22 protein-coding genes, 2 pseudogenes and 1 riboswitch are annotated in these 23,193 nt (G+C 64.4%); of the genes and pseudogenes, 13 read left to right on the top strand and 11 right to left on the bottom strand.

Translation table 11 applies throughout. From position 1 onward, the window contains the following. Window positions 1–56 precede the first annotated feature (56 nt). Window positions 57–1,640, top strand: coding sequence for a PucR family transcriptional regulator (locus QMK17_RS04270; RefSeq protein WP_283507197.1), 1,584 nt, complete (start codon window positions 57–59; stop codon window positions 1,638–1,640). On the opposite strand, the gene QMK17_RS04275 is transcribed toward QMK17_RS04270, so the two are convergent. Beyond that, the gene (locus QMK17_RS04275) at window positions 1,618–2,217 is read right to left on the bottom strand and encodes a TetR/AcrR family transcriptional regulator (protein WP_283507198.1); all 600 of its coding nucleotides are present in this window, start codon (window positions 2,215–2,217) and stop codon (window positions 1,618–1,620) included. The two genes, QMK17_RS04270 and QMK17_RS04275, sit on opposite strands and share 23 nt — an antisense overlap. Window positions 2,218–2,300: 83 nt before the next feature. Between QMK17_RS04275 and QMK17_RS04280 the strand changes: the two genes are divergently transcribed. Together QMK17_RS04280 and QMK17_RS04285 are read left to right on the top strand one after the other, a co-directional pair. Then, window positions 2,301–3,440 (top strand): acyl-CoA dehydrogenase family protein, encoded by a 1,140-nt coding sequence (locus QMK17_RS04280; protein WP_283507199.1) that lies wholly within the window; start codon window positions 2,301–2,303, stop codon window positions 3,438–3,440. Between the two features lie 14 nt (window positions 3,441–3,454). Further along, the gene (locus tag QMK17_RS04285) at window positions 3,455–4,165 is read left to right on the top strand and encodes a dienelactone hydrolase family protein (RefSeq protein ID WP_283507200.1); all 711 of its coding nucleotides are present in this window, start codon (window positions 3,455–3,457) and stop codon (window positions 4,163–4,165) included. A gap of 52 nt (window positions 4,166–4,217) precedes the next feature. On the opposite strand, the gene QMK17_RS04290 is transcribed toward QMK17_RS04285, so the two are convergent. Continuing rightward, entirely contained in the window at window positions 4,218–5,027 is an 810-nt protein-coding gene (locus QMK17_RS04290; protein ID WP_283507201.1) for an ABC transporter, read from the bottom strand. A 26-nt stretch (window positions 5,028–5,053) separates the two neighbouring features. After that, on the bottom strand, window positions 5,054–5,368 hold the full coding sequence (locus QMK17_RS04295) for a DMT family transporter (RefSeq protein WP_283507202.1): 315 nt from the start codon (window positions 5,366–5,368) through the stop codon (window positions 5,054–5,056). A 13-nt stretch (window positions 5,369–5,381) separates the two neighbouring features. Beyond that, a riboswitch (guanidine-III (ykkC-III) riboswitch) is annotated at window positions 5,382–5,443 on the bottom strand. Window positions 5,444–5,554: 111 nt separating this feature from the next. Between QMK17_RS04295 and QMK17_RS04300 the strand changes: the two are divergent. Together QMK17_RS04300 and QMK17_RS04305 are read left to right on the top strand one after the other, a co-directional pair. Further along, a pseudogene (locus QMK17_RS04300) lies at window positions 5,555–6,019 on the top strand (response regulator transcription factor); the annotation flags it as partial. Window positions 6,020–6,030: 11 nt separating this feature from the next. Then, window positions 6,031–7,023, top strand: a pseudogene (locus QMK17_RS04305) (sensor histidine kinase); the annotation flags it as partial. 28 nt (window positions 7,024–7,051) lie between these two features. Here QMK17_RS04305 and QMK17_RS04310 read toward each other — a convergent pair. Next, the gene (locus tag QMK17_RS04310; RefSeq protein ID WP_283507203.1) at window positions 7,052–8,410 is read right to left on the bottom strand and encodes an MFS transporter; all 1,359 of its coding nucleotides are present in this window, start codon (window positions 8,408–8,410) and stop codon (window positions 7,052–7,054) included. Between the two features lie 32 nt (window positions 8,411–8,442). On the opposite strand from QMK17_RS04310, the gene QMK17_RS04315 reads away from it, so the two are divergent. Further along, window positions 8,443–8,616 (top strand): hypothetical protein, encoded by a 174-nt coding sequence (locus QMK17_RS04315; RefSeq protein ID WP_283507204.1) that lies wholly within the window; start codon window positions 8,443–8,445, stop codon window positions 8,614–8,616. Window positions 8,617–8,632: 16 nt separating this feature from the next. Here QMK17_RS04315 and QMK17_RS04320 read toward each other — a convergent pair whose 3' ends face one another. Then, the gene (locus QMK17_RS04320; protein WP_283507205.1) at window positions 8,633–9,058 is read right to left on the bottom strand and encodes an HIT family protein; all 426 of its coding nucleotides are present in this window, start codon (window positions 9,056–9,058) and stop codon (window positions 8,633–8,635) included. Between the two features lie 87 nt (window positions 9,059–9,145). Between QMK17_RS04320 and QMK17_RS04325 the strand changes: the two genes are divergently transcribed. From QMK17_RS04325 to purD, 3 genes are read left to right on the top strand one after another with little or no spacing between them, the layout of a single operon-like run. Continuing rightward, window positions 9,146–10,387: a bifunctional glycosyltransferase family 2/GtrA family protein gene (locus QMK17_RS04325; protein ID WP_283507206.1), complete on the top strand. Its 1,242-nt coding sequence runs from the start codon at window positions 9,146–9,148 to the stop codon at window positions 10,385–10,387. A gap of 8 nt (window positions 10,388–10,395) precedes the next feature. Beyond that, window positions 10,396–12,387 (top strand): glycosyltransferase family 39 protein, encoded by a 1,992-nt coding sequence (locus QMK17_RS04330; RefSeq protein WP_442972691.1) that lies wholly within the window; start codon window positions 10,396–10,398, stop codon window positions 12,385–12,387. Between the two features lie 41 nt (window positions 12,388–12,428). Next, window positions 12,429–13,679, top strand: coding sequence for a phosphoribosylamine--glycine ligase (gene purD, locus QMK17_RS04335; protein WP_283507208.1), 1,251 nt, complete (start codon window positions 12,429–12,431; stop codon window positions 13,677–13,679). Between the two features lie 70 nt (window positions 13,680–13,749). Here the strand turns inward: purD and QMK17_RS04340 are convergent, their stop codons facing one another. Then, window positions 13,750–14,586: a DUF559 domain-containing protein gene (locus QMK17_RS04340; protein ID WP_283507209.1), complete on the bottom strand. Its 837-nt coding sequence runs from the start codon at window positions 14,584–14,586 to the stop codon at window positions 13,750–13,752. A gap of 85 nt (window positions 14,587–14,671) precedes the next feature. Continuing rightward, on the bottom strand, window positions 14,672–15,490 hold the full coding sequence (gene thiM / locus QMK17_RS04345) for a hydroxyethylthiazole kinase (RefSeq protein WP_283507210.1): 819 nt from the start codon (window positions 15,488–15,490) through the stop codon (window positions 14,672–14,674). Window positions 15,491–15,585: 95 nt separating this feature from the next. On the opposite strand from thiM, the gene QMK17_RS04350 reads away from it, so the two are divergent. Continuing rightward, window positions 15,586–16,695 carry a pyridoxal phosphate-dependent aminotransferase gene (locus QMK17_RS04350; protein WP_283507323.1) on the top strand — a complete coding sequence of 370 codons (1,110 nt, stop codon included), beginning with the start codon at window positions 15,586–15,588 and terminating at the stop codon, window positions 16,693–16,695. On the opposite strand, the gene QMK17_RS04355 is transcribed toward QMK17_RS04350, so the two are convergent. After that, a complete protein-coding gene (locus QMK17_RS04355; protein WP_283507211.1) occupies window positions 16,675–17,682 on the bottom strand; it encodes a threonine aldolase family protein in 1,008 nt (335 codons plus the stop codon). The genes QMK17_RS04350 and QMK17_RS04355 overlap by 21 nt on opposite strands. A gap of 66 nt (window positions 17,683–17,748) precedes the next feature. On the opposite strand from QMK17_RS04355, the gene QMK17_RS04360 reads away from it, so the two are divergent. Further along, window positions 17,749–18,393, top strand: coding sequence for a TetR/AcrR family transcriptional regulator (locus tag QMK17_RS04360; RefSeq protein WP_283507212.1), 645 nt, complete (start codon window positions 17,749–17,751; stop codon window positions 18,391–18,393). A gap of 49 nt (window positions 18,394–18,442) precedes the next feature. Then, window positions 18,443–19,861 (top strand): adenylosuccinate lyase, encoded by a 1,419-nt coding sequence (gene purB, locus QMK17_RS04365; protein ID WP_283507213.1) that lies wholly within the window; start codon window positions 18,443–18,445, stop codon window positions 19,859–19,861. Between the two features lie 48 nt (window positions 19,862–19,909). Here the strand turns inward: purB and QMK17_RS04370 are convergent, their stop codons facing one another. After that, window positions 19,910–20,713 (bottom strand): HAD-IIA family hydrolase, encoded by an 804-nt coding sequence (locus tag QMK17_RS04370; protein ID WP_283507214.1) that lies wholly within the window; start codon window positions 20,711–20,713, stop codon window positions 19,910–19,912. A gap of 52 nt (window positions 20,714–20,765) precedes the next feature. On the opposite strand from QMK17_RS04370, the gene QMK17_RS04375 reads away from it, so the two are divergent. After that, window positions 20,766–21,191 (top strand): HIT family protein, encoded by a 426-nt coding sequence (locus QMK17_RS04375; RefSeq protein WP_283507215.1) that lies wholly within the window; start codon window positions 20,766–20,768, stop codon window positions 21,189–21,191. 33 nt (window positions 21,192–21,224) lie between these two features. Here the strand turns inward: QMK17_RS04375 and QMK17_RS04380 are convergent, their stop codons facing one another. Next, window positions 21,225–21,998 carry a 2,3-dihydro-2,3-dihydroxybenzoate dehydrogenase gene (locus QMK17_RS04380; protein ID WP_283507216.1) on the bottom strand — a complete coding sequence of 258 codons (774 nt, stop codon included), beginning with the start codon at window positions 21,996–21,998 and terminating at the stop codon, window positions 21,225–21,227. Further along, window positions 21,995–23,140: an isochorismate synthase gene (locus tag QMK17_RS04385; RefSeq protein WP_283507217.1), complete on the bottom strand. Its 1,146-nt coding sequence runs from the start codon at window positions 23,138–23,140 to the stop codon at window positions 21,995–21,997. Before QMK17_RS04385 ends, QMK17_RS04380 begins: the two co-directional genes overlap by 4 nt. Window positions 23,141–23,193: the final 53 nt, after the last annotated feature.

A 23,193-nucleotide genomic window follows, 5' to 3' on the forward strand; every position in this document is an offset into this window, starting at 1 on the left:
TTGCGAGTGCAAGTATTCTTCCGATCGGCCAAAGATTCTGTGGTTGACTTGGTCAGATGGATGAAGGGGTACCACTCGGCGCGGTCTCGAGCGCGCTTCACGGCGCGTTCGTCGAGCTTGTGTTCGTACCTCCCGGCCCCGAGGTCTCGATCAGATCGGTCAGCCTGCTGGACGCGGCCGATCTGGCCGATACCCAGGCAACGGCAGACCTGTGTCTCGTAGTCGGCGTCCCCGACGCTCAGGTCGTGGCATGGCTGGACGAGCTGGCACTCCGCGCTTCGGGTGATCGGCCACGCGCAGTAATGGTCAAGGGCGTCACTGTCGCGACGCATCACGCTGCGCGGCAGTGCGGTATCGCGCTCTTGTCCGTGCATACCCAAGCTCGTTGGGAGCGGCTACTTTCGATGATCCGAGGGGTGCTCGATCACTCGGTTGTGCGCACCCCTCTCGACCCTGTCGGCGACGACACTGACCTCTACGGGCTTGCACGCACGATCGCCACCCTGACCAAAGGGATGGTGAGTATCGAGGATGAGCGCTCGCACGTTCTCGCGTATTCGGCCGCGGACGACGCCGCCGACGAGCTGCGAACACTGTCGATACTCGGCCGTGAGGGACCGGCGGATTATCTTCGGCGCCTCGACGAGTGGGGGGTCTTCGACCGGATCAGGCGAAGTGACGACATCGTCGAAGTGCCCGCGGACGAGACGCTGCGTATTCGGCGACGGCTCGTCGTGGGCATCAGATCCATTCCCGACGCCACGGGTGCGGTCACCACGCTCGGCTCCATCTGGATCCAAGAGGGGCAGCAGCCGATCTCGGCCGACGCCGACGGGGTTCTGCGCGGAGCGGCGGCGGTCGCCGCGAGATTGATCAAGCGAAATCGCGACGCCCCGACCAACGAAGCACTGCAGATTCAGCGGCTGCTCGGTGCTCGCGGCGGACGCGTGGACGTGCCGTCGCTGGCTGCGGCGCTGTCGATCTCGGATTCAGGACCCGCAGCAGTCATCGGATTCGCCGCCATCGGGGACGAGGAGGTCGCACCATTCTCGGCTCCGATACGGCTGCACGCCAGCGCATTTCATCGAAGTTCGTTGGCGACGGCGCTCGGAGGCAGGATCTACGTGCTCTTTCCTGGAGAGATCGCGGTGCGCTCGCTCGAATCCTGGACGCGAGAGGCGATCGTGCGAATCGAACAACGGACGGGTATCGCGTTGCGCGCGGCCTTGGTCGCCCCGGTCGCCGCGTTGTCCGACGTCGCCGCTGCACGATTCGAAGTGGACCGAGTCCTGGATCGAACGACAGGCGACCTGCGGGTGACGACGCTAGCCGAGTCCAGGACTTCGGTGTTGCTCGGCGAAATCGTCGAACTCGTCGCCAACCACGAGCACCTACACGATCCACGAATCGAGAGCCTTCGGCAGTACGACGCGAAGAACGCGTCGACGATGACCGGCAGTCTGCGGGTCTATCTTGCGCACTTCGGCGATGTCAGGGCCGCCGCCGAGGAGCTTCGGGTGCACCCGAATACGTTGCGGTACCGAATCAAACGCGTCGAGCAGATCCTCGGTGCGGATCTGAGCGACCCAGATGATCGGTTGTTGATCGAGCTTCAGCTCAGGATCGGGAACCAGCCGTGATGCCTCCTGCCGTTAACCCTGTGGTCAGTAGCGCGGCCAACTCGGCATAGGCCTGAGAGTCGTCCAACCCCGTCCGAGCCGCGATTTCTCGGGTCTGGATACGTGCCATCGTCGTCGCCGCGACGTCGGCGACGAAAGCGGCATGGACGCTGCGGAAGTCGCCTGCGGCTGCGCCGTCGTCGATCAGCTGCTGCACTCGCTTTGCCGCGAAGGCGGTGTTCTGCTCGTATACCTCACGGGCTGGTGCGAACGCCGCGAGATCGTCCATGAACTGCCGGGACGCCGGTTGCAACGCGGCGCCCACGGCCGACAGGTACGCGGTGAGCCGCCCGGCAGTGCCGACGGTGGAGACGATGGACGACTCCACCCGTTCTGTAGCGCCTCGGAAGAAGTGCACGGTCGCGGCCCGCACCAACTGCTCCTTGCTCCCCGCGAGGGTGTACAGCGTGGACTTGCTACAGCGCAGACGTGCGGCGATGTCGTCGAGAGTCAGATGGGTAAAGCCCTCGGCGAGAAAGAGGGAGACCAACTCGTCGAACAGTTGAGCACGTCGCGCAGTCGCATGAGCGGCAGTCATGCCGGTAGATAGTACTGCACTAGCCTCGCCAGTACTGTGTGCAGTACTGTCGAAGAGTCCCCAGTACTGTCAGGAGTTCATTTATGCCCGTCGATCGCTTGCTGCCCACCGCAGAGGCTCGTGACCTCATTCAGCTCACCCGCGACATAGCGGACAAGGTTCTCGATCCCATCGTCGACGAGCACGAGAAGAGCGAGACCTACCCCGACGGCGTCTTTGCGACGCTCGGTGAGGCAGGGCTGCTGAGCCTTCCGTTCCCCGAGGAATGGGGCGGCGGCGGTCAGCCCTACGAGGTCTACCTGCAGGTACTGGAAGAATTGGCTGCTCGTTGGGCATCCGTCGCGGTGGCCGTCAGCGTGCACAGCCTCGCCTGTTCGCCGCTGCTCGCCTTCGGCACCGAAGAGCAGAAGCAGCGGTGGCTCCCGGAGATGCTCGCAGGCAACCTGATCGGCGCCTACAGCCTGTCCGAGCCTCAGGCCGGATCCGATGCGGCCGCGCTGACCTGCAAGGCAACCCCCAAGGATGACGGCTACGTCGTCAACGGTGCCAAAGCGTGGATCACGCACGGCGGCGTCGCGGACTTCTACAATCTGTTCGCGCGTACCGGTGAGGGTTCCAAGGGCGTGTCCTGCTTCTTGATCCCCAAGGGTCAGGAGGGACTGTCCTTCGGCAAGCCCGAGGAGAAGATGGGTCTGCACGCCGTGCCCACCACTTCGGCCAACTACGACAACGCCTTCGTCTCCGCTGAGCGTCGTATCGGAACGGAAGGTCAGGGTCTTCAGATCGCCTTCAGTGCACTGGATTCGGGCAGACTCGGTATCGCTGCAGTGGCCGTCGGAATTGCGCAGGCCGCTCTCGACGACGCTGTCAAGTATGCCAACGAGCGCACCACGTTCGGTAAGAAGATCGTCGACCACCAGGGTCTCGGATTCTTGCTCGCTGACATGGCAGCCGCCGTCGACTCCGCACGTGCCACCTACATCGATGCTGCCCGCAGGCGCGACGCCGGCCTCGACTACTCGCGGGGCGCGTCCGTCGCGAAACTCGTCGCTACCGACGCCGCGATGAAGGTGACCACCGACGCTGTTCAGGTCTTCGGCGGGTACGGCTACACGCGAGACTTCCGAGTCGAGCGCTATATGCGCGACGCCAAGATCACCCAGATTTTCGAGGGCACCAACCAGATTCAGCGGCTTGTGATCGCACGAAGCTTGCGGTCCTGAGCTAGCCTTCGTCCATGGCTGACATCCAGGTGAACACACCCGCAGGCCCGATCGATGCAGTGCTCGAGACTCCGTCGGGAGAGGTGGGTTCCGAGCAGAAGTGGCCCGGGGTGGTCATCGTTCATGATGTGTTCGGTCTCTCGCCGGACATCAGGAACATTGCCCGACGCTTCGCCGACAAGGGCTACGTCGCGCTCGCCCCCGACCTCTACACGCGCGGAGGTGCCAGGAAGTGTGTGGCAGGCGTTTTCCGCGCGTTGCTGGGGCAGAGCGGTGTGGCTGTCGACGACCTTCTGGCGGCGCGCGAGTTCCTCGCGGCGCAGGAGAACGTAACCGGCAAGGTCGGCATCGTCGGATTCTGCATGGGCGGCGGCTTCGCATTGTTGCTCTCGCCCAACGGGTTCGATGCCAGCGCACCGTTCTACGGCATCACGCCCAAGAAGGTCGACGAGGTCTTGGGCGGCGCCTGCCCGATTGTCGCTTCCTACGGCAAGAACGATCCGTCGCTGATCGGTGCAGGCAAGAAGATCGAAAAAGTGTTGTCCGCGAAGGGCATCGCGCACGACGTCAAGACTTACCCCGGTGCGAGCCATGGATTCGCCAACGCGTTACCGGAAGGCATTGCCGGAAAGCTCGTCAAGATCACTGGAATGGGTTGGCGCGGAAAGCAAGCCGAGGATGCGTTCGGGCGAGTTTTCTCGTTTTTCGAGACTCACCTGCGATGACATGTGCGTGGAAATACGTCACCTGGGACGTATTTCCGCACACATGCGTAGCCTACTGAAGCTCGTGGACCGTCTGTTTACCCTTGAGCCAGCGGTTCGGCAGCCGTCCGACCAGCTCGCCGAGCGGATTGACGGCCTGCGACAGGATCTCGACCGAATCTTGCAGAATATCGATGCTGATACCCATGCGTTCGAGGTTCGGCGCCAACTGAGCGAGCGTTTCGGACAGACTGACGAGCTGGTCGAGCGGGCCGCCCTTGGCGGTGAGCCGCTCGACCGCGCCGCCCTCGGCCAGCAGTTCTTCGAGCAGTCCGCCCTCGGCGATCGACCGCTCGATGATCCCGCCTTCGCGCGTCAACAGTTCGAGTGGTCCGTCCTTGGCGGTGAGGCGTTCGAGTGGACCGTCGACGGCAGTGATGCGATCCAAAAGTCCGCCCTCGGCGAGGAGCCGCTCCAAGGGGCCATCCTCGGCGAGCAGCCGGTCGAGTGGGCCACCGGTGGCCGTGACTCGATCGACCGGGCCGCCTTCGGCAAGGAGTCGATCGAGTGTTCCTTCCTCCGATGTCAACCGATCGACGACGCCGCCGGACGCGAGCAGCCGGTCCAGCGGTCCGCCCTCGCGCAGGGCGTTGCCGAGTGCGCGATCTTCGGAGGTGAGCTGTCCGAGCTGAGTGAGCAGCTGCATCGTGCCGCCCTTGGGATTGGTGAGCGTCGCGATATTGCCGATGTTGCCTGGCGTCGCGACGCCCGATTCCAACGCGAATCGAGTGGTCGAGAGTATTGCTCCCGTCACTTCCAGGGCGGTCTCCGCAATAGCTATTCCAGCGCGTGCGGGCAGTGTGATCGCGGACACCCAGTTCATAGAAGTTACTGTAACCGCTCGACCACTCAGTGCAGCAGCTTCAGCCCAACAACGCACCCGACGATGCCCATGAGCAGGGCGACCTTGATCCAAGATGCAGTCTCGTCGCCGGTGATCATCGCGTATGCAACGGTGAGCGTCGCGCCGATGCCGACCCAGACCGCGTAGGCGGTTCCAACTGGAAGGGTGCGCATCGCATATGCGAGCCCGCCCATGCTGGCAATGAGCGCGACACCGAACACGATGGTCGGGATGGGGCGAGAAAAACCTTCGGATTTGCCGAGCGCGGTGGCCCACACTGCTTCGAGGAACCCGGAGACGACCAAAATTAGCCAAGCCATGAGACAACACTCCCATGCACCGTCTTGTCGCTGGCCGGGTACGGTGCGCTCGTCCGTTAGTCATCTAGACTGGTACCAGGGTACCACTTCATCATGTCTCCACTGCTATGTCTTCACTGCTTTCCTCACAGAAACCTCACAGCAAGAGTCCAGCATCCACGCAGGTACCAGGACCATGATGGTCCGGTGAGCGAAACACCTGAGGCACGCGTATTGGTAGTCGACGACGAACCAACCATTCTGGAACTCCTGTCGGTCAGTCTGCGGTTCCAAGGGTTCGAGGTGCAGACTGCTGCGTCCGGGCCGGAAGGACTCGACAAGGCGCGGACCTTCCGGCCCGAGGCCGTGATTCTCGACGTCATGATGCCTGGCATGGACGGCTTCGGCCTGTTGCGTCGGCTGCGCGCCGACGGTGTCGACGCACCTGCACTGTTTCTCACAGCCCGTGATTCGGTCGAGGACAAGGTGTCCGGACTTACGCTCGGCGCTGACGACTACGTCACCAAGCCCTTCAGCCTCGAAGAGGTCGTCGCGCGCCTGCGTGTCATTCTCCGCAGGTCCGGCAAGACCGAGGAGCCCGCGCCGTCGCGGATCTCGTTCGCGGACATCGAGCTCGACGACGACACCCACGAGGTATGGAAGGCGGGCGAGCACAGGCAACGACGATCGTCGCGCAGAGTCTCACACAAACGCAGATCACCGTTGAAAAACTTCTCGTACTGCAATTGATCATCGGTGCAATCGTTCTCGGAATCCTGGCAGTGGTGACGTACTTTGTGGTGCGCCGAAGTCTGCGGCCGCTCGTCCAAGTCGAAGAGACCGCGGCAGCCATCGCAGCAGGAGATCTCCACGAGAGGGTGCCCGAGCGAAGCTCTCGGACCGAACTCGGAAAGCTCTCGATTGCACTGAACGGCATGCTGTCTCAGATTCAGCGCGCCTTTGCTGCCAGTGAAGCCTCCGAAGAAGCGGCACGGGCGTCGGAGAACAAGATGCGACGATTCGTCGCCGACGCCAGTCATGAACTCAGGACTCCGCTGACCACCATCCGCGGCTTCGCCGAGCTCTACCGACAGGGCGCGATGAGCGATATCACGTTGCTGATGAACCGCATCGAATCCGAATCCGCTCGCATGGGCCTTCTTGTGGAGGATCTGCTGATGCTGGCTCGCCTCGATGCCCAGCGACCGATCGAAACCAAGTCGGTCGACATTCTGACGATCGCCGCCGACGCGGTACACGACGCCAAAGCAGTGGCTCCGCAGCGTGATATCTCACTGAAGGTGCTTCCGGGGCCAGGCATTCCCGAGGTTGTCGGCGACGATGCGCGGTTGAGGCAGGTGCTCGCGAATCTCGTCGGCAATGCCATCCGGCACACACCCCCTGATGCAAGTATCGCTATCGGCGTCGCAACCACCGACACATCGGTACTCCTCGAGGTCCGCGACACCGGACCCGGTTTGTCCTCCGAGGAAGCGGGCCATGTCTTCGAACGGTTCTATCGCGCCGACTCGTCGCGCACACGCGAGAGCGGCGGCAGTGGTCTCGGCCTGTCGATCGTGTCGGCATTGGTTGCCGCGCACAACGGAACGGTGACTCTCGACAGCGTCCCTGGTGAAGGGGCGACGTTCCGCGTGGAGCTACCCAGGGTTCTATGACGGCGGGGTTCTTTGACGGCGGCGTGGTTCAACGCCTGCGCGTTGCCAACACCACCAACGCGCCGACGACGGATGCGGCCGCAGTGAACAGCACCGCGGTGTTCCAGCCGTCGACCATGCTCGACGGGGTCGGCGTTCCGGCCGGGAGCGCGAGGACCGACACTACGGTCACGCCGATCGCCGAGCCGACGTACCGCGCAGTATTGTTGGCGCCGCTGCCCATGCCCGCTCGACCCGCTGGCACGCTGGCCACCGCTTCGCGTCCGAGGGCCGCATTCAGCACACCACTGGCGATGCCTGCAACGATCAAACCTGGTAAGAACCTCACCCACGTGGAGGATTCGGACACACCCAGCAGCGCGAGTTGCCCGACGGCTACACCGAGCAACCCGATGGCGAGCTGAGCTCCACCGCTCACACTCGGCGGAATCCGCCGGGCAAGCAGAGCTGTGACGACAGACGTGCCGGACCACGCGAACAGCAGGAACGCCGCGCCGAGAGCATCGATGCCGTAGGTGTTTCCGAGGAACCCCGACATGAACGACATCAGCGCGATGATGCCGATGCCCGTCACCAACGCGGCGACCGTCGCGGCGACGAACGGTGGATGCATCAACAGCTTTAGGTCCAACATGGCCACGTTGCTGCGAGATTCATGAATTACGAAGAGCGTCAACAAGAGTACCGCCGCGGCGAACAGCACGATCGGCGTGGGCTGCGTCCATCCACGGCGACCCTCGACCAGGCCTGCGAGCAGTGCGCTGACACCGATGCCGAGAAGTAGCGCGCCCGCTGGATCGAGTCCTCGCGGAGTATCGGTCCGCGATTCGGGAACCAGCAGATTCGCTGCCACCGCGAGCACCGCAGCAAGCACGGCGAGGATCCAATACGCGTCACGCCACGTTGCGACACGATCGAGAAACGCGGAGGCCAGCGGACCGAGTGCGATGCCTGCCCCGACGCTGGCACCCCAGATTCCGCTCGCCCGAGCACGTAGCGGACCGGCCATATGTGTGTGGGCGATGAGGCCGAGGCCGGAGGCGACCAACGCCGCGCCGCCGAGTCCCTGCACGATTCGGGCAACAACGAACACCGGCGTGTTCGGTGCCACTGCGCATGCCACCGACCCGAGAGCGAGGACCACGGCACCGATGACGAACGTCCGGCGCCTGCCGAAGTCGTCGGCGATGGTCCCTGCGATCAGTAGTGCTGCGCCGAGCCCGATGCTCATGGAACTGAGAATCCAGGTCTTGCCTGCTGCATCGCTGCCGAGGGTGGCGGCCGTCGAGTTGATCGTCGCCAGTGGGGCGGTGAACGCGACGAGGGTCAGCAGTGTGCCCAGCGCAGCGACGGTGAGCGTTCGACGTTGGACCTCAGCGTGTGTCATCGAGTTCCTTTTCGGTTCGGTGAGCGAACCTTATGCTGGCAAATCTGGTTCTGGTCGGGGAGCGGTGGACGCTGCTGATCAGGGCAGGACTGTGCCCGACGTGCGGAGTGGTTCCTCGTCCTTCGGACGAATCGATGCGGCCGGGACCAGGTATCGGTGACAGGGTGCGGCCGAACGCAGTGTCCATCGCACTGCGTTCGACGTGACGGTTGTTGGAACCGATCAGGTAGGGACGTTCTTGCTGTGTCCGAGATCGGTGAGCGCAGCCTTGATCTTGGCGGCCGCATCGTCGAGCGATTCGGGTGACGGGCTGGGATCCGCGCCCGAGATGTCGAAGTTGCCCATGTCGTAGGCCGGGAACACGTGCAGGTGCAGGTGCGGAACCTCGAGACCCGCAATCAGGAAGCCGGCGCGCGGGGCGCCGAAACCCTTCCGCACGGCCTGGCCCACCTTCTGAGCCACCGAGGTCAACTTGCCGAAGACAGCGCCGTCGATGTCCTGCCACTGGTCGATCTCCTCGCGAGGAACGATCAGTGTGTGGCCCTGCGTGACGGGAGCGATGGTCAGAAACGCCACGACGTCCTCGTCCTCCCACACGAATCGTCCCGGAATCTCGCCGCTGATGATCTTGCTGAACACGGATGCCATGAGCCCACAATAGGCCCGGAGCTGTACCCAGGAAACTGCCAGCTCGGATGCAGGGTGGTCGCAGGCGCGGAGACCAATCTTGATCCCATGACATCGAACTCGCTACTCCGAGCAGACGGCCGCCGGTCCGGCTCGGGCTCCGCTACCAGGGCCACTGCCTCGCTCGAGGTGGTCATTCCCGTCTACAACGAGGAAGCCGACCTCGAACAGTGCATTCGGCGGCTCCACGCTCACTTGGGCGACAACATCCCGTTCAGGGCGCAGATCACCATCGCCGACAACGCCAGTACTGACGGCACCCTTGCCGTCGCCGCGCGTCTCGCCGAGGAGATCGACGGCGTCCGAGTCCATCACCTCGAGGAGAAGGGACGCGGACGTGCACTGAAAGCAGTGTGGCTCGCCTCCGACGCCGACGTCGTGGCCTACATGGACGTCGACCTCTCCACCGACCTGAACGCGCTGATGCCGCTGATCGCCCCGCTGATGTCGGGACATTCCGACCTCGCGATCGGCTCGCGGCTCAGCCGCTCGTCCCGTGTCGTGCGCGGTGCGAAGCGTGAGTTCATCTCGCGAAGCTACAACTTGATTTTGCGAACCTCGCTCCGTGCGCGGTTCTCCGACGCCCAATGTGGGTTCAAGGCCATGCGCACCGATGTGGCCCGCGAACTCCTACCGTTGGTTCAGGACACCGGTTGGTTCTTCGACACCGAACTGCTCGTCATCGCCGAGAAGGTAGGCCTGAGGATCCACGAGGTTCCGGTCGACTGGGTCGACGACCCGAACAGTAGCGTCAACATCGTCGACACCGCCGTGAAGGATCTTCAGGGATGCTGGCGTGTCGGGCGCGCCCTGGCGTCGGGCGCGCTGCCTGTCGCCGAACTACGCACAAGTCTTGGACGGGAGCCGCTCGTGGCCGGAGTGCCGCACGGAATGGTCGGACAGTTGGTGCGCTTCGGCATCATCGGTGTCGCCAGCACCATCGCCTACGGCCTTCTCTATCTCGTGCTGCATCCAGTGATCGGTGCGCAGGCCGCGAACTTCATCGGTCTTCTGATCACTGCTGTACTGAACACCGCTGCCAACCGAGCATTCACGTTCGGAGTCCGTGGATCCGAGGGTGCCGGAAAGCATCAGCTTCAAGGGCTGCTCGTCTTCGGGTTCGCCCTCGTCGTCACCAGTGGATCGCTCGCGATCCTGCACACCTGGGTTCCGGACGTATCCCGCCACGTCGAACTGGTGGTGCTCATCGCAGCCAATCTCGTTGCGACAGTGTGTCGTTTCGTTGCATTGCGCTGGGTGTTCCGCAGCAGTGAAGGAGCGCAGCAGTGACCACCTTGATGGAACGGCACTTGGACGCTCCGGTGCCTCAGAAGAGTGCCCGTGTGGAGTGGATCGGCCTCGGTGCACTGCTGGTCGGCACCGCCGTCGCATACATCTGGGGACTCGGGGCCTCGGGGTGGGCCAACTCGTTCTACTCCGCTGCAGTGCAAGCAGGTTCGGTGTCGTGGAAGGCGTTCTTCTTCGGCTCGTCCGACGCCGCCAACTCGATCACCGTCGACAAGCCGCCGATGTCCCTGTGGCTGATGTCGCTGTCCGTGCGCATCTTCGGCCTCAGCTCGTGGGCGATGTTGATCCCGCAGGCACTCCTGGGCGTCGGATCCGTCGCACTGCTGTGGGCGTCCATTCGCCGTCAGTTCGGCTCGGCTGCAGGACTTCTCGCGGGACTTGCTCTTGCTGTTACGCCAGTCGCAGCCCTGATGTTCCGCTTCAACAACCCCGATGCCCTGCTGGTGCTGCTCATGATCGCAGCGGTCTGGGCCTCGATGCGGGCAGTCGAGGACGGCCGCACACGCTGGCTCGTTCTCGTCGGAGTGTTCGTCGGCTTCGGGTTCCTGACCAAGCAGCTCCAGGTCATGCTCGTGATACCGCCGATCGCGCTGATGTACATCGTTGCCGGTCCGCCAAAGTTCGTGAAACGACTGCTCCAGCTCTTCGCAGCCCTGGGCGCCGCAATCGTCTCCGCAGGCTGGTGGCTCCTCGTCGTCGAACTGTGGCCCGCATCGTCGCGGCCGTGGATCGGCGGCTCGCAGAACAACTCGATCCTGGAGCTGACCCTCGGTTACAACGGACTCGGTCGTCTCAGCGGTGACGAAACCGGCAGCGTGACACCGGGTGGCGGCGCCACTGGCGGAGCTGGTGGAACAGCGGGTGGCGGTGCGGCCGGCGGCGGCATGTGGGGCGAAACAGGCATCACCCGGATGTTCGACTCCTCGCAGGGCGGTCAGATCGCCTGGCTCATCCCGTCGGCGCTGATCCTGCTGGTGCTCGGACTTGCACTGCGCGGACGTGTTCGTCGTACCGACCCGCAGCGCGCAGCGCTGGCCGTGTGGGGTCTGTGGCTGCTGGTAACCGGGCTGACCTTCAGCTTCATGGCAGGCATCTTCCACTCCTATTACACCGTGGCTCTGGCTCCGGCGATTGCCGCGCTGATCGGTGCGGGCAGTGTGCTGGCCTGGCGTCACCGTGAGCAGTACTGGGTTCGGATCGGCATGGCTGCGGGCACTCTCGCCGCCGTCGTCACGGCATGGGTCATGCTGGGGCGCAGCGCAGACTTCGTACCCTGGCTTCGCTGGACCATTCTGGTCGTCGGCCTGGTCGGCGCCGTACTGTTGCTGATCCCGGCAATGACGCGCGGAAAACTGGCTGTCGCGTCGATTCTCGCGGTGATGTTCGCAGGCCTGGCTGGACCGACCGCCTACGCGATCGACACCGTCAACACCCCGCACACCGGATCCATCGTCACCGCAGGACCCTCGACGGGCATGGGCGGATTCGGCGGCGGACGCGGCGTGGGCGGCGCACGTGATGGTGGCGGTCAGATGCCGGGCGGTCAGATACCCATGGCTCCTCCTGCTGCTACGGGTGCTGCTGCTACGGACGGCGGGGCAAGCCAAATACGCGGCATGGGCGGAGCCGCAGGCGGCCTGCTCAGTGGCAGCACGCCGACCGCCGCGATCACCTCGCTCCTCGACGCCGACGCCGACTCGTACACCTGGGTCGCGGCAGCCATCGGATCCAACAGCGCCTCCGGCTACCAGCTGGCGACCGAGGATCCGGTCATGGCTATCGGTGGCTTCAACGGCACCGACCCGTCGCCGACCCTCGCGCAGTTCCAGGACTACGTGGAGAACGGCCAGATCCACTACTTCATCGCAGGCGGAGGAATGGGTGGCGCCAGCTCGGGCACCTCGGCCGAGATCTCGGAATGGGTCATTGCGAACTACGCAGCGACCACGGTCGACGGGGTCACGTTGTACGACCTGAGCTAGCTTTTCGCTCGGAGCGGGTCGAGCCGATACTCTTGTCCACTGTGCGCGTACTCGTCATAGGTTCCGGTGCTCGTGAGCACGCCCTCCTTCTTGCGTTGAGCAAGGACCCGTTGGTCAGCAAGCTGCTGGTGGCTCCGGGGAATGCAGGCACGGCGACACTCGCCGAGCAGCATTCCGTCGACGTCGCGTCCGGCGAGGCCGTCACTGCGCTGGCCCGCAAGGTCGAAGCCGACCTGGTGGTCATCGGGCCCGAGGTGCCTCTCGTTCTCGGTGTGGCCGATGCGCTCCGCGCCGCGGGGATCGCCACTTTCGGGCCGTCAGCCGAAGCTGCTCGGATCGAAGGCTCGAAGGCGTTCGCCAAGGACGTCATGGCGGCGGCAGGAGTCCGCACGGCGCACAGTGAGATCGTCGATTCTCCGGCGAAGCTCGACGCGGCGCTCGACCGCTTCGGGCCCAACTGGGTGGTCAAGGACGACGGCTTGGCCGCGGGGAAAGGCGTCGTGGTCACCACCGACCGTCTCGTGGCGCGCGATCACGCTGCCGAACTGCTCGAGACCGGACATCCGGTGCTGCTCGAATCCTTCCTCGACGGACCCGAGGTCTCGCTGTTCTGCCTCGTCGACGGCGAGACTGTCGTACCGTTGCTGCCCGCGCAGGACCACAAGCGCGTCGGCGACGCAGACACCGGACCCAATACCGGCGGCATGGGTGCATACACCCCACTCCCGTGGCTACCCGACGCCGTGGTCCAGCAGATCGTCAGCGAGGTCGTCGAACCCGTCGCCGCCGAGATGGTCAAGCGAGGTTGCCCGTTCTCCGGTCTGCTGTATGCGGGACTGGCGATCGGTGCGCAAGGCCCCGCTGTCGTCGAATTCAACTGTCGCTTCGGTGATCCCGAGACTCAGGCTGTGTTGGAACTGCTCGATTCCCCGCTCGGTGAAGCACTCAATGCCACGGCTACCGGCACTCTCGCTTCGCTTTCCCCGTTGCGGTGGAAGGAGGGCGCCGCGGTGACCGTAGTGCTCGCCGCCGAGAACTATCCCGGCCGTCCGCGTACCGGTGATGCGATCACCGGCGCCGAGGGAGTCGGCGTGTTCCATGCTGGCACTGCGCTGAAGGACAATGCCGTCGTCTCCGCAGGTGGTCGCGTGCTCAGTGTCGTGGGATCGGGTGCGGATCTGGCCGCAGCGCGGGCGGATGCGTATTCGAAGATCGAGTCGATCCGTCTGCCGGGCAGCCACTTTCGCACCGATATCGGCCTGGCGGCGCAAGAAGGGCGTATTCAGTTGTAGGACCGGGAGCTTTCCTCCATTATTGCGCAAAATTTCCGGGTTTCGGGAAGTTTCGCGCAATAGTGGAGCTCTATGCACCCCTGCTCTTTCTACGTCTTCGCACAACGGCGACTATTTCGTCCGCAACCGCGTCGACGTTCCGATAGACGGTTGCAGCCGAGAACCTCAGCACCAGCCACCCGCGGAGCACCATCCAGTTCTGACGTTTCCGGTCGTTGTCGAACGGTTCTGGGGCGATGTGGTATTTCCGCCCATCGATTTCGACGTCCACTTTCGATGGGCCGTCGACGAGATCGCCGTAATAGTGGCCGATGGGTGCGTTGATCTCCATCTTCACTCCTCGCGCACGGACCGCTCTGGCGACCAGTCGCTCCGGTTCCGACAACGTTCCGGGACAGCAGAGTTCAAGCTGGCGACGTACCTCGCGTATCCCGGCCATTCCGCGCGCGGTCTCGCAGTGATCTGTCACGGCGCGCCAGCTCACGCGGGCTCCGATGTTCCCGTCGAAGAATTGTTCCAGCGCGATTCCAGTCAGTGTTGCCGCCACGTCGACGAAGCACTGCACCGCCGACACCACCGGCATTCCACGGTGCTCGAACACCGGAACATCCCTACGATGCACCGTAACCAATGGCGATCCGGTGACCCTGACGTAGCGGGGCAGCGTCACATGTACGACGGTGGGTTCGAGTACGGACAGATCCCACAGCCACGCGGCGCTCGCATGGCTGAGCACCGCATCTCCGCGCCACAGCGACACCGCCGTGCAGAGTTCGAAGTAGCTCGGCTCCGGCTCCGAATAGATCCCCGGAAGGATGCGCACCAGGGCTCCTAGCTTGATCCGTCGCGCAATGCCCGAGCGCGAGATCCCCGATTCCTCCAACTGCGTGCGTGTGTAGACCCCCATGTTCACAACTGTGCATTGCGGTGGCAGCCGAAGACCCTCGAAAACAGTCAGCTGTGGACAACCAGTCGGCCTGTGGATGAACGGGTTACAGAGTCAACGGCTCGATCTGTGCTCCGCGCAGGTCAGTGGGGGTGACCGACGCCAGGGCATCGAGGTAGGCCACCGCGAAAGATCCTGGGCCGGTAGCGTTCTTCGCAGCTTTTTCGGACGCGACCATGACGTGGGCGTGCGCGGCAGTGATTCCGACGAGCGGATCGGGCGACACACTAAGATAAGCCGCCACCAACGCTGCAAGTGAGCAACCGGTCGCGGTCACCTTCGTGAGCAGCGGACTGCCACCGGTCACCGACACACCCACCGGCCCCGAATTGCCGCGACCGACGATGTAGTCGACCGGGCCCGATGCGGATACCACCTGGGCTGACTCGAGCAACGCAACTGCCGCCGGTACGGCAGCCTTGGAATCAGACGAGCTGTCCACTCCACGACCGAAGCTTCCGAGCCCGGCGAGCGCGATGATCTCCGATGCGTTGCCGCGGATGGCTGTGGGTTCGAGGGTGAGCAGCTCAGCGGCGAGTTCGGTCCGCCACGGTAGACCGCCGACGCCGACTGGATCGAGAACCCATGGTGTACCCGATGAGCGTGCAGATTTCGCGGCGAGAGTGAACGCTGCCGCTGTGCCGTCGTCCGGTGTTCCGAGGTTCACCAGTACACCGGAGGCTATCGCGGCGAACCCTGCGGCTTCGTGAACATTGTCGATGTGCGCGTTGCTCGCTCCTGCCGCGAGCAGAACGTTGGTGACGAAGTTCGCGGACACGACATTGGTCAGCGATTGCACCAGCGGAGTCGACGACCGCAGTGCGTCCAGTGCATCGGCTACATCCTGAGCTGTTGGTTCCGGCATCGGTCCAGTCTTCCACGGAGGTTAGCCTCGAACTCGTGGTTACCGAGTCGAACAGAAGCCCGTCGAGGCGAAGCAGGATCGAGCCGTTCCATGTAATGGACGTGTTCAAAGCCGCAGCCGTCAGGACGCGCACGCACGGCGACGTGCTGTCGCTCGCGGCAGGCCAGCCGTCGACATCCGCTCCCGCGCCGGTACTGCGAGCGACGAGGGAGGCGCTGGAGACGCACCTGCTCGGTTACACCGAGACGCTCGGCATCCTGCCGCTACGGGAGGCAATCGCGAAGCATCATGCGCTCGAGGCAGGCGTCACCGTTCATGCCGACGACGTCGTGGTGACCACCGGATCATCCGGCGCGTTCACTCTGCTGTTCCTCGCTGCGTTCGACATCGGAGATACCGTCGTCATGGCGCGCCCCGGGTACCCGGCATATCGAAATACACTCGCGGCGTTGGGTTGTCGCGTCGTCGAATTGGACTGCGCCGCGGAGTCGAGATTCCAACCGACCGTGGCGATGCTCGACGCGTTACCCGAGCCGCCGAAGGGACTGATCATCGCAAGCCCCGCGAACCCGACGGGCACCATCATCGACGCCGACGAGCTTGCCGCGATCGCTCGGTGGTGCGAGAACAACGGCACCCTGCTGATCTCCGACGAGATCTATCACGGCATTTCCTACGGCGACGTCGGCACGTCCAGCGCATGGGAGACGTCGAAGGAATCCGTCGTCATCGGATCGGTGTCGAAGTACTTCTCGATGACGGGCTGGCGCCTCGGCTGGATGCTGTTGCCCTCGACGCTCCGCCGGGCCGTGGAACGACTCGCGTCCAACATGACCGTCTGCCCGCCCGCGATCTCTCAGCTTGCTGCCGTTGCTGCGTTCACCGCGGAATCGCGAACCGAACTCGACGGCCACGTCCGGCGCTACGCCCGCAATCGGCACATCGTGCTGGACGGACTCACGAAAGCAGGCGTCACCGATCTCGCGCCAGCCGACGGAGCGTTCTACGCGTACGCCGATATCGGGCATCTGACGCAGGATTCGCGTGCCTGGTGCGAGAACGTGCTCGCGAGCACAGGTGTCGCGCTCGCCCCCGGCGTCGACTTCGATACTGTCCACGGCCTAGAGACCGTCAGATTCTCGTTCGCCGGGACGACCGAGGATGTGACCGAGGCCCTGGTGCGCCTAACGCCGATCCTCTCCTAGCCGCCCGAGCACCTCGCGGATATCGGACTCGCTCACATCGCGATGCGTGACGAAGCGGATCTTCCCGGTCACCGTGACGGCAGCGATTCCCAGTTCGGCAAGTTCGGCAATGCCGAGCGACCCGTCTGCGAGCACGATGTTGGTCTGCGGCGCCGCGACGATCCAGCCGCGCTCGCGGAGGCCGTCGGCGAGGAGTGTGGCATTGGCGTGATCGGCTGCGAGCGAGTCGACGTTGTCGAGTGCCAGCAGGCCGGCCGCGGCGAGGATCCCGCCCTGCCTGACGCCGCCGCCGAGCATCTTGCGGATCCGTCGGGCTTCGGTGATGCGCGCGGAATCGGAGGCCAGCATCGAGCCGACGGGTGCACCGAGGCCTTTGCTCAAACAGACCTGGACGGTGTCCGCGCCGCGCGTCAGATCCGACACCGGGACCCCGAGCGCAGCGGCTGCATTCCACACCCGAGCGCCGTCGAGGTGAACCAACAAGTCTTTGGAACGCGCGGCCTCGACGAGCGAGTTCCACTCGTTGGCGTCGAACACCGCCCCGCCCGCGAAGTTGTGAGTGTTCTCTAGGCACAGCAGCGTCGTTGACAGCGTGAAGTAGGGCCCGGTTCCGACGGCCGCGCGGACGGTCTCGGGCGTCGGGCGCCCTGGCCCGGCGTCGTGGGGGAGAACCTGCGGCATCCCCTGGGCGAGCCAGGCGGCCGTGCCGAGCTCGGAGCCGAGCACGTGCGCATGCTCGGGAGCGAGGAAGGCGTCTCCGCGCCGCAGGTGCAGCATCAGCGCGATCAGGTTGCCCATCGAGCCGCTCGGAACCCACAGTGCCCCCTCGTAACCGAGCATCGACGCGACGCGCTCTTCGAGTCGTGCCATCGTCGGGTCGCGGTCGAGGACGTCATCACCGACGTCGGCGTCGGCCATCGCGTGTCGCATGGCGGCGTCGGGGCGGGTGACGGTGTCGGAGCGGAGGTCGATGGTTCGAACGGTCATGTAGTTCACGATTGCACATGGGCGAAAGACCCGTTTACCTCAGACAGATGGGCGCGGACTGGCACGATGGCTCCAATGTCAGCCGTATCGTCCGAGACTCCGCACAAGGTGTCGGGCGCGACTCCAAAAGGAGAGCGTCGACGACACGCTCTGGCTTGTGCCGCAGCCGATCTACTGGTCGAGGGCGGGTTCGACGCGGTTCGCCATCGAGCGGTTGCGGCAAGGGCGAGTCTTCCGCTTGCGTCCACGACCTACTACTTCGAATCGCTCGACGATCTCATCGCCTGCGCAGTAGAGGTGCTCGGAAACCGAGAACTCGAAGTGATGCGCGGGCGAATCGACCAGCTGGGAAGCCTCGGTCGCGACATGGAGTCGACCGTCGAACTCATCGTGGATCTGCTCATCGGTCCGCAGGACGGCCTCGACGAAGGACACGAACGACTCGTCGCGCGCTACGAGAGATTCATCGCCTCCGCACGTCATCCGCAGCTTCGGGAGGTGCAACTGAGACTGCGAGCGCAGATCGACGACCTGCTGACCGACGTGCTCCGCCGATCGGGACGAATCGTCCACGAAGAGCAACTCCGACGTCTCGTGGCGGTGGTCGACGGTGCCGTCGTCGGAGCGCTGGGCGAGGTCGATCCCGAGCCGAGGGCAATGGCACGCAGCATGCTGCTCGAGGTCATCGACGTGGTCGCGCCTGCCCAGTGAACATGCCGTGCGCTCGCCAAGCAGAGCTGCCAACGTAAACTGAGTTCTCGTGACCATTCCGAATGTCCTCGCCACCCGTTATGCAAGCCCCGAACTGGTGGACCTCTGGTCTCCGGAACACAAGATCGTTCTTGAACGTCAGCTGTGGATCGCCGTCCTCAAAGCCCAGTCCGACCTGGGCGTCGACGTGCCGTCGTCTGCGATCTCGGACTACGAACGCGTGATCGGTCAGGTCGATCTGGCGTCGATCGCGGCGCGCGAACGGGTCACCCGTCACGACGTCAAGGCTCGTATCGAGGAGTTCAACGCCCTCGCAGGCCACGAGCAGATCCACAAGGGCCTCACGAGCCGCGACCTGACGGAGAACGTCGAGCAGCTGCAGATCCTGCGTTCGTTGCAGCACGTCCACGCGCACGGAGTTGCCGTCGCCGCGAAGCTGGCCGAGCGCGCAGCGGAGTACTCCTCGCTGGTGATGGCTGGCCGCAGTCACAACGTTGCCGCTCAGGCCACCACGCTCGGCAAGCGTTTCGCCTCTGCCGCCGACGAGATCCTGATCGCGCTCGCGCGGCTGGAGGAACTCATCGCTCGCTACCCGCTCCGCGGAATCAAAGGCCCGATGGGCACGGCCCAGGACATGCTCGACCTGCTCGACGGCGACTCCGCGAAGCTCACCGCGCTCGAGCGCCTCGTCGCCGACCACCTCGGGTTCCGTCACGTGCTCAACAGCGTCGGCCAGGTGTACCCGCGTTCACTCGACCACGACGTCGTCTCGGCGTTGGTTCAACTCGGTGCCGGTCCATCCTCGTTCGCCCACACCGTTCGCCTGATGGCAGGGCACGAGCTGGTGACCGAGGGCTTTCAGCCGGGCCAGGTCGGATCGTCGGCGATGCCGCACAAGATGAACACCCGCTCCTGCGAGCGCGTCAACGGCCTGCAGGTCATCCTGCGCGGCTACGGCTCGATGGCTGCCGAGCTCGCCGGTGCGCAGTGGAACGAGGGCGACGTGTTCTGCTCGGTCGTGCGGCGCGTCGCGCTGCCCGATGCGTTCTTCGCCATCGACGGCATGATCGAGACGTTCCTGACGGTACTCGCAGAATTCGGCGCGTACCCGGCCGTCATCGAGAAGGAACTGACCCGTTACCTGCCCTTCCTGGCGACGACGAAGGTGCTCATGGCGTCGGTACGCGCAGGCGTCGGCCGCGAGACCGCGCACGAGGCGATCAAGGAGCATGCCGTCGCCGTGGCACTGGCGATGCGCGAGCAGGGGCAGGAGCCGGACCTGTTGGATCGGCTGGCCGCCGACGAGCGCATTCCGCTCGATCGCGCCGGGCTCGACGCTGCCCTCGCCGACAAGTCGGCGTTCATCGGTGCTGCGCAGGCTCAGGTCTCAGCGGTCGTCTCCGAGGTTGAAACCCTTGTCGGTCAGTTCCCCGCCGGAGCCAAGTACACGCCGTCACCGATCCTGTAGGACGCCTGCGGCGCCCGTGCGCGTTTCGGTACGCTCCCCTGTCACTTTTCACTCACGGGCGGCGAGCAGGTCCGGGAGATCGGCCACCGAGTCGATGACGTGGTTCGGCTGTAATCCGAACTCCTGCTCGGCGCGGCGGTCCAGCACGTCCTGCTGAAACTTTCCGGTCCGCACGAGTACTCCGGTCATGCCGACGACCTGGGCTGCGAGCACGTCGTTGTCCAGGTCGTCGCCGACCATCACCACATCGGCTGGATCGACGCCCATCCGTTCGGCTGCGGTCTGGAATCCCAGCGGCGCAGGCTTCCCGACGGCTTTCGCCGTGTGTCCCGACGCCTTCTCCATCCCGGCGAGATACATGCCGGTGTCGATGCGAAGTCCCGCGCCGGTGGTCCACATGAGGCTGCGATGCATGGCGACGACGGGGATGCCGCGGCACAACCAGTCGTAGACCCTGCTGAGTCGTTCGTGGGTGAATTCCGGTCCTGCGCCGCCGATGACGACCACCTCGGGATCGCCGCCCGATTCGGGGACGAATTCGATGCCGGGCATATCGCCCGCAATGTCGCCGTTGTTGATCAGCACCGTTCGCGCTCCCGGGTAGGTCTCGCGCAGGTAATCGGCGGTGAGGCTCGCAGCGGTGACGATCTCGTCGGCGTGGACCGGCATGCCTGCCTCGGTCAGCGCGTCGGCGATCTGGGCCCGTGTCTTGGATGTGGTGTTGGTCAGAAACGCCCGCGCGATGTCGCGGCTGTTCAGGAAGTCCAGCGTCTCGGCTGCACCCGGCACCGGTTTCCATGATGTGACCAGTACGCCGTCGATGTCGAAGAGAACGCCTCCCAATAAACCCATGGCCAGACTTTAGTCGCGGGCCCGCCCCTGTGCAGTCCTAGACTGTGCGTCTATGAATCCGTACACAATTTTTGCCGAAATCATTGCCGGGACCGCCGAATCCAGTCGGGTGTACGAGGACGACCTTGTGCTGGCGTTCCTCGATATCAGGCCGGTCACTCGTGGTCACGTGCTGGTCGTTCCGAAGACGCAAGCTCGGTCCTTGGCAGAATTGGACCCCGAGATCGGTGCGCACATGTTCGTCGTCGGGCAGAAGGTTGCTGCCGCATTGCGGGCGAGCGATCCCCGATGCGCAGGCGTCAATTTCTTCCTCGCCGACGGTGAAGTGGCCGGCCAGGAAATCTTCCACGTTCATCTTCATGTGATCCCGCGGACGACGGGTGACGGGTTCGGGCTGCGGGCGCGTCCGACATCGCCTGCGCGGGCCGAACTCGACCACAGAGCAGTGGAGATCGCGTCGGCATTGGCGAGGTCGTGACTGTCGTTGCACGCCGAGCGAGGTGATTGCGGTTTACGCACGCAGTGTCGCTCCACCGTCGACGTACAGCGATTGCATGGTGATGTGGCGTGCTCGGTCGGAGAGCAGGAACTCGACGGCATCCGCTATGTCCTCGGGTGACGCTATGCGGCCCAGTGGAATTCCTGCTTTGTAGGTGGCCAGGTCGCCGTCGATGACGGCCCGCGCATTGCTGTCGTCGGTGGGGTCCGCCCACATCGCGCGCTGCATGTCGGTGTCGGTCGAGCCTGGCGCGACGATGTTCGCCCGAATCCCGTACTGCGCCAGTTCGAGCCCTACTATTCGGGTCAACATCGTCGACGCAGCCTTCGACGATCCGTACGCACCCATCGACATCCTCGGTACGCCTGCGGAGTTGGAGCCGACGACGACGATCGAACCAGCGCGGCGCTCACGCATCGAGCGACCGACCGCTTGTACGACGTTGAGCAGACCGAACAGGTTGACATCGAAAATGTTTCGGAATTCTTCGATATTCGAATCGAGAACGCTACCGGTGCAAAGGATTCCGGCGACGTGGGCGAGAGCACCGATGGGACCGTGAACGGACTCGATGTCGGAGACCGCGGACCTCACGGCGTTGGAATCGCGTATGTCCAGAACATGGGTGCTGATCGGTTGCTGCGGGGCACCGGCCGCACGCGCGGTCTCGGCGAGTCCGCGGGCATCGACGTCGGCCAGTGCGAGACGGTGACCCGACGCAGCCAGCCCGACGGCGACCGCCCGGCCGATGCCGTTCGCGGCACCGACTACGAGAGTGACCGTCACAGCGACACTCCGAGTGCGCTCAGCACGGTGCCGAACTTGGTGATGGTTTCGCGCAGTTCCGCATCGGGGTCGGATTCGGCCACGATTCCTCCTCCTGCGTATGCGGTCACCTCTCGACCGTGCCTGCTGATCTCGGCGCATCGGATGGCAACCATCCATTCGCCGTCACCGTTGGCATCACACCATCCGATCGCGCCTGCGTAGAAGCCTCGATCGCCTTCGAGTTCGTCGATGGTCGAGTAGGCGAGATCGGTCGGGGTTCCGCACACCGCAGGCGTTGGATGCAGGGCGAGCGCGAGATCGAGAGCGGTGGTGGACTTTTCGTGCAGCTCACCTCTGATCGGGGTCCCGAGGTGCCAGAGTTGCGGTGTGTGCGTGACGGTGGGTCCTCGTGGAATATCGAGTGCGCTGCAGAATGGCGAGAGAGCTGTGCGGATGGCGTCGACGACGAACGCATGCTCGCGTCGATCCTTGGGTGATTCCGCGAGACTGCGACCGATCTCGCGGTCGGTTGTTTCGTTCCGATGGCGTGGAGCCGAACCGGCCAAGGGATGGCAGGTGACTATTCGCCCCTGTCGACGGATCAACACCTCGGGACTCGAACCGACGAGCGATCGACCGACAAACGATCCACCGGCCGCGCCGAGGTCGACGAGGTACCCATTGCCCGACGGGTTGCCTGCCACCAGAGCGGCGAGTACCGATCTTGGATCGACGACGGCGTCGGTACGCAGTGCGAGTCTCCGGGCAAGGACCACTTTTTGCAGCGGCGTCGACGCAGTACGCAGAACGTTCACTGCTGTACGAACGCGATCGATGTGGTCGTCCTCGCACAGGTCCCCGACGACGAACTCCGGCAGATCGGTCAGCACGAGTGGTGGCTGCCAGGGGAGCGGCGAGACTGTGAGATTCAGCGGTGCAGTCAGCGCACTCGGAGTCTGGCGCGAGAAGGGGAGTGCGCCGACGACGGCATCGACATCGCCCGAACGCAGGGCATCGGCGGCGGCCGCGGCGTCATCGAACTGTGCACGGACGCCCGTTGCGGTCACGCTTCCGTGCGGGCGGGAGAGGACGAATGAGCCTGGCGTCCCTGCTGCTACGGCGTCGATGGTGGGCGTCGCCGCAGCGATATGCGAAGTCATCTCGTTGCCTCGTTTCGTCGGTTTCGACCCACCTGGTGGTGCTCGATGATGGA

Origin of the sequence: Rhodococcus sp. G-MC3 (assembly GCF_030063335.1) — a bacterium.
Taxonomy (GTDB): Bacteria; Actinomycetota; Actinomycetes; order Mycobacteriales; family Mycobacteriaceae; genus Rhodococcoides.

Coding starts and splice junctions, on each gene's coding strand:
- QMK17_RS04360 (WP_283507212.1), top strand. CDS start 17,749: ATGGCTCCAATGTCAGCCGTATCGTCCGAGACTCCGCACAAGGTGTCG.
- thiM (WP_283507210.1), bottom strand. CDS start 15,490: ATGCCGGAACCAACAGCTCAGGATGTAGCCGATGCACTGGACGCACTG.
- QMK17_RS04290 (WP_283507201.1), bottom strand. CDS start 5,027: ATGAACTGGGTGTCCGCGATCACACTGCCCGCACGCGCTGGAATAGCT.
- QMK17_RS04280 (WP_283507199.1), top strand. CDS start 2,301: ATGCCCGTCGATCGCTTGCTGCCCACCGCAGAGGCTCGTGACCTCATT.
- QMK17_RS04310 (WP_283507203.1), bottom strand. CDS start 8,410: ATGACACACGCTGAGGTCCAACGTCGAACGCTCACCGTCGCTGCGCTG.
- QMK17_RS04295 (WP_283507202.1), bottom strand. CDS start 5,368: ATGGCTTGGCTAATTTTGGTCGTCTCCGGGTTCCTCGAAGCAGTGTGG.
- QMK17_RS04355 (WP_283507211.1), bottom strand. CDS start 17,682: ATGACCGTTCGAACCATCGACCTCCGCTCCGACACCGTCACCCGCCCC.
- QMK17_RS04285 (WP_283507200.1), top strand. CDS start 3,455: ATGGCTGACATCCAGGTGAACACACCCGCAGGCCCGATCGATGCAGTG.
- QMK17_RS04315 (WP_283507204.1), top strand. CDS start 8,443: ATGCTGGCAAATCTGGTTCTGGTCGGGGAGCGGTGGACGCTGCTGATC.
- QMK17_RS04375 (WP_283507215.1), top strand. CDS start 20,766: ATGAATCCGTACACAATTTTTGCCGAAATCATTGCCGGGACCGCCGAA.
- QMK17_RS04385 (WP_283507217.1), bottom strand. CDS start 23,140: ATGACTTCGCATATCGCTGCGGCGACGCCCACCATCGACGCCGTAGCA.
- QMK17_RS04350 (WP_283507323.1), top strand. CDS start 15,586: ATGGACGTGTTCAAAGCCGCAGCCGTCAGGACGCGCACGCACGGCGAC.
- QMK17_RS04320 (WP_283507205.1), bottom strand. CDS start 9,058: ATGGCATCCGTGTTCAGCAAGATCATCAGCGGCGAGATTCCGGGACGA.
- QMK17_RS04270 (WP_283507197.1), top strand. CDS start 57: ATGGATGAAGGGGTACCACTCGGCGCGGTCTCGAGCGCGCTTCACGGC.
- QMK17_RS04275 (WP_283507198.1), bottom strand. CDS start 2,217: ATGACTGCCGCTCATGCGACTGCGCGACGTGCTCAACTGTTCGACGAG.
- QMK17_RS04340 (WP_283507209.1), bottom strand. CDS start 14,586: ATGGGGGTCTACACACGCACGCAGTTGGAGGAATCGGGGATCTCGCGC.
- QMK17_RS04325 (WP_283507206.1), top strand. CDS start 9,146: ATGACATCGAACTCGCTACTCCGAGCAGACGGCCGCCGGTCCGGCTCG.
- QMK17_RS04370 (WP_283507214.1), bottom strand. CDS start 20,713: ATGGGTTTATTGGGAGGCGTTCTCTTCGACATCGACGGCGTACTGGTC.
- QMK17_RS04330 (WP_442972691.1), top strand. CDS start 10,396: ATGGAACGGCACTTGGACGCTCCGGTGCCTCAGAAGAGTGCCCGTGTG.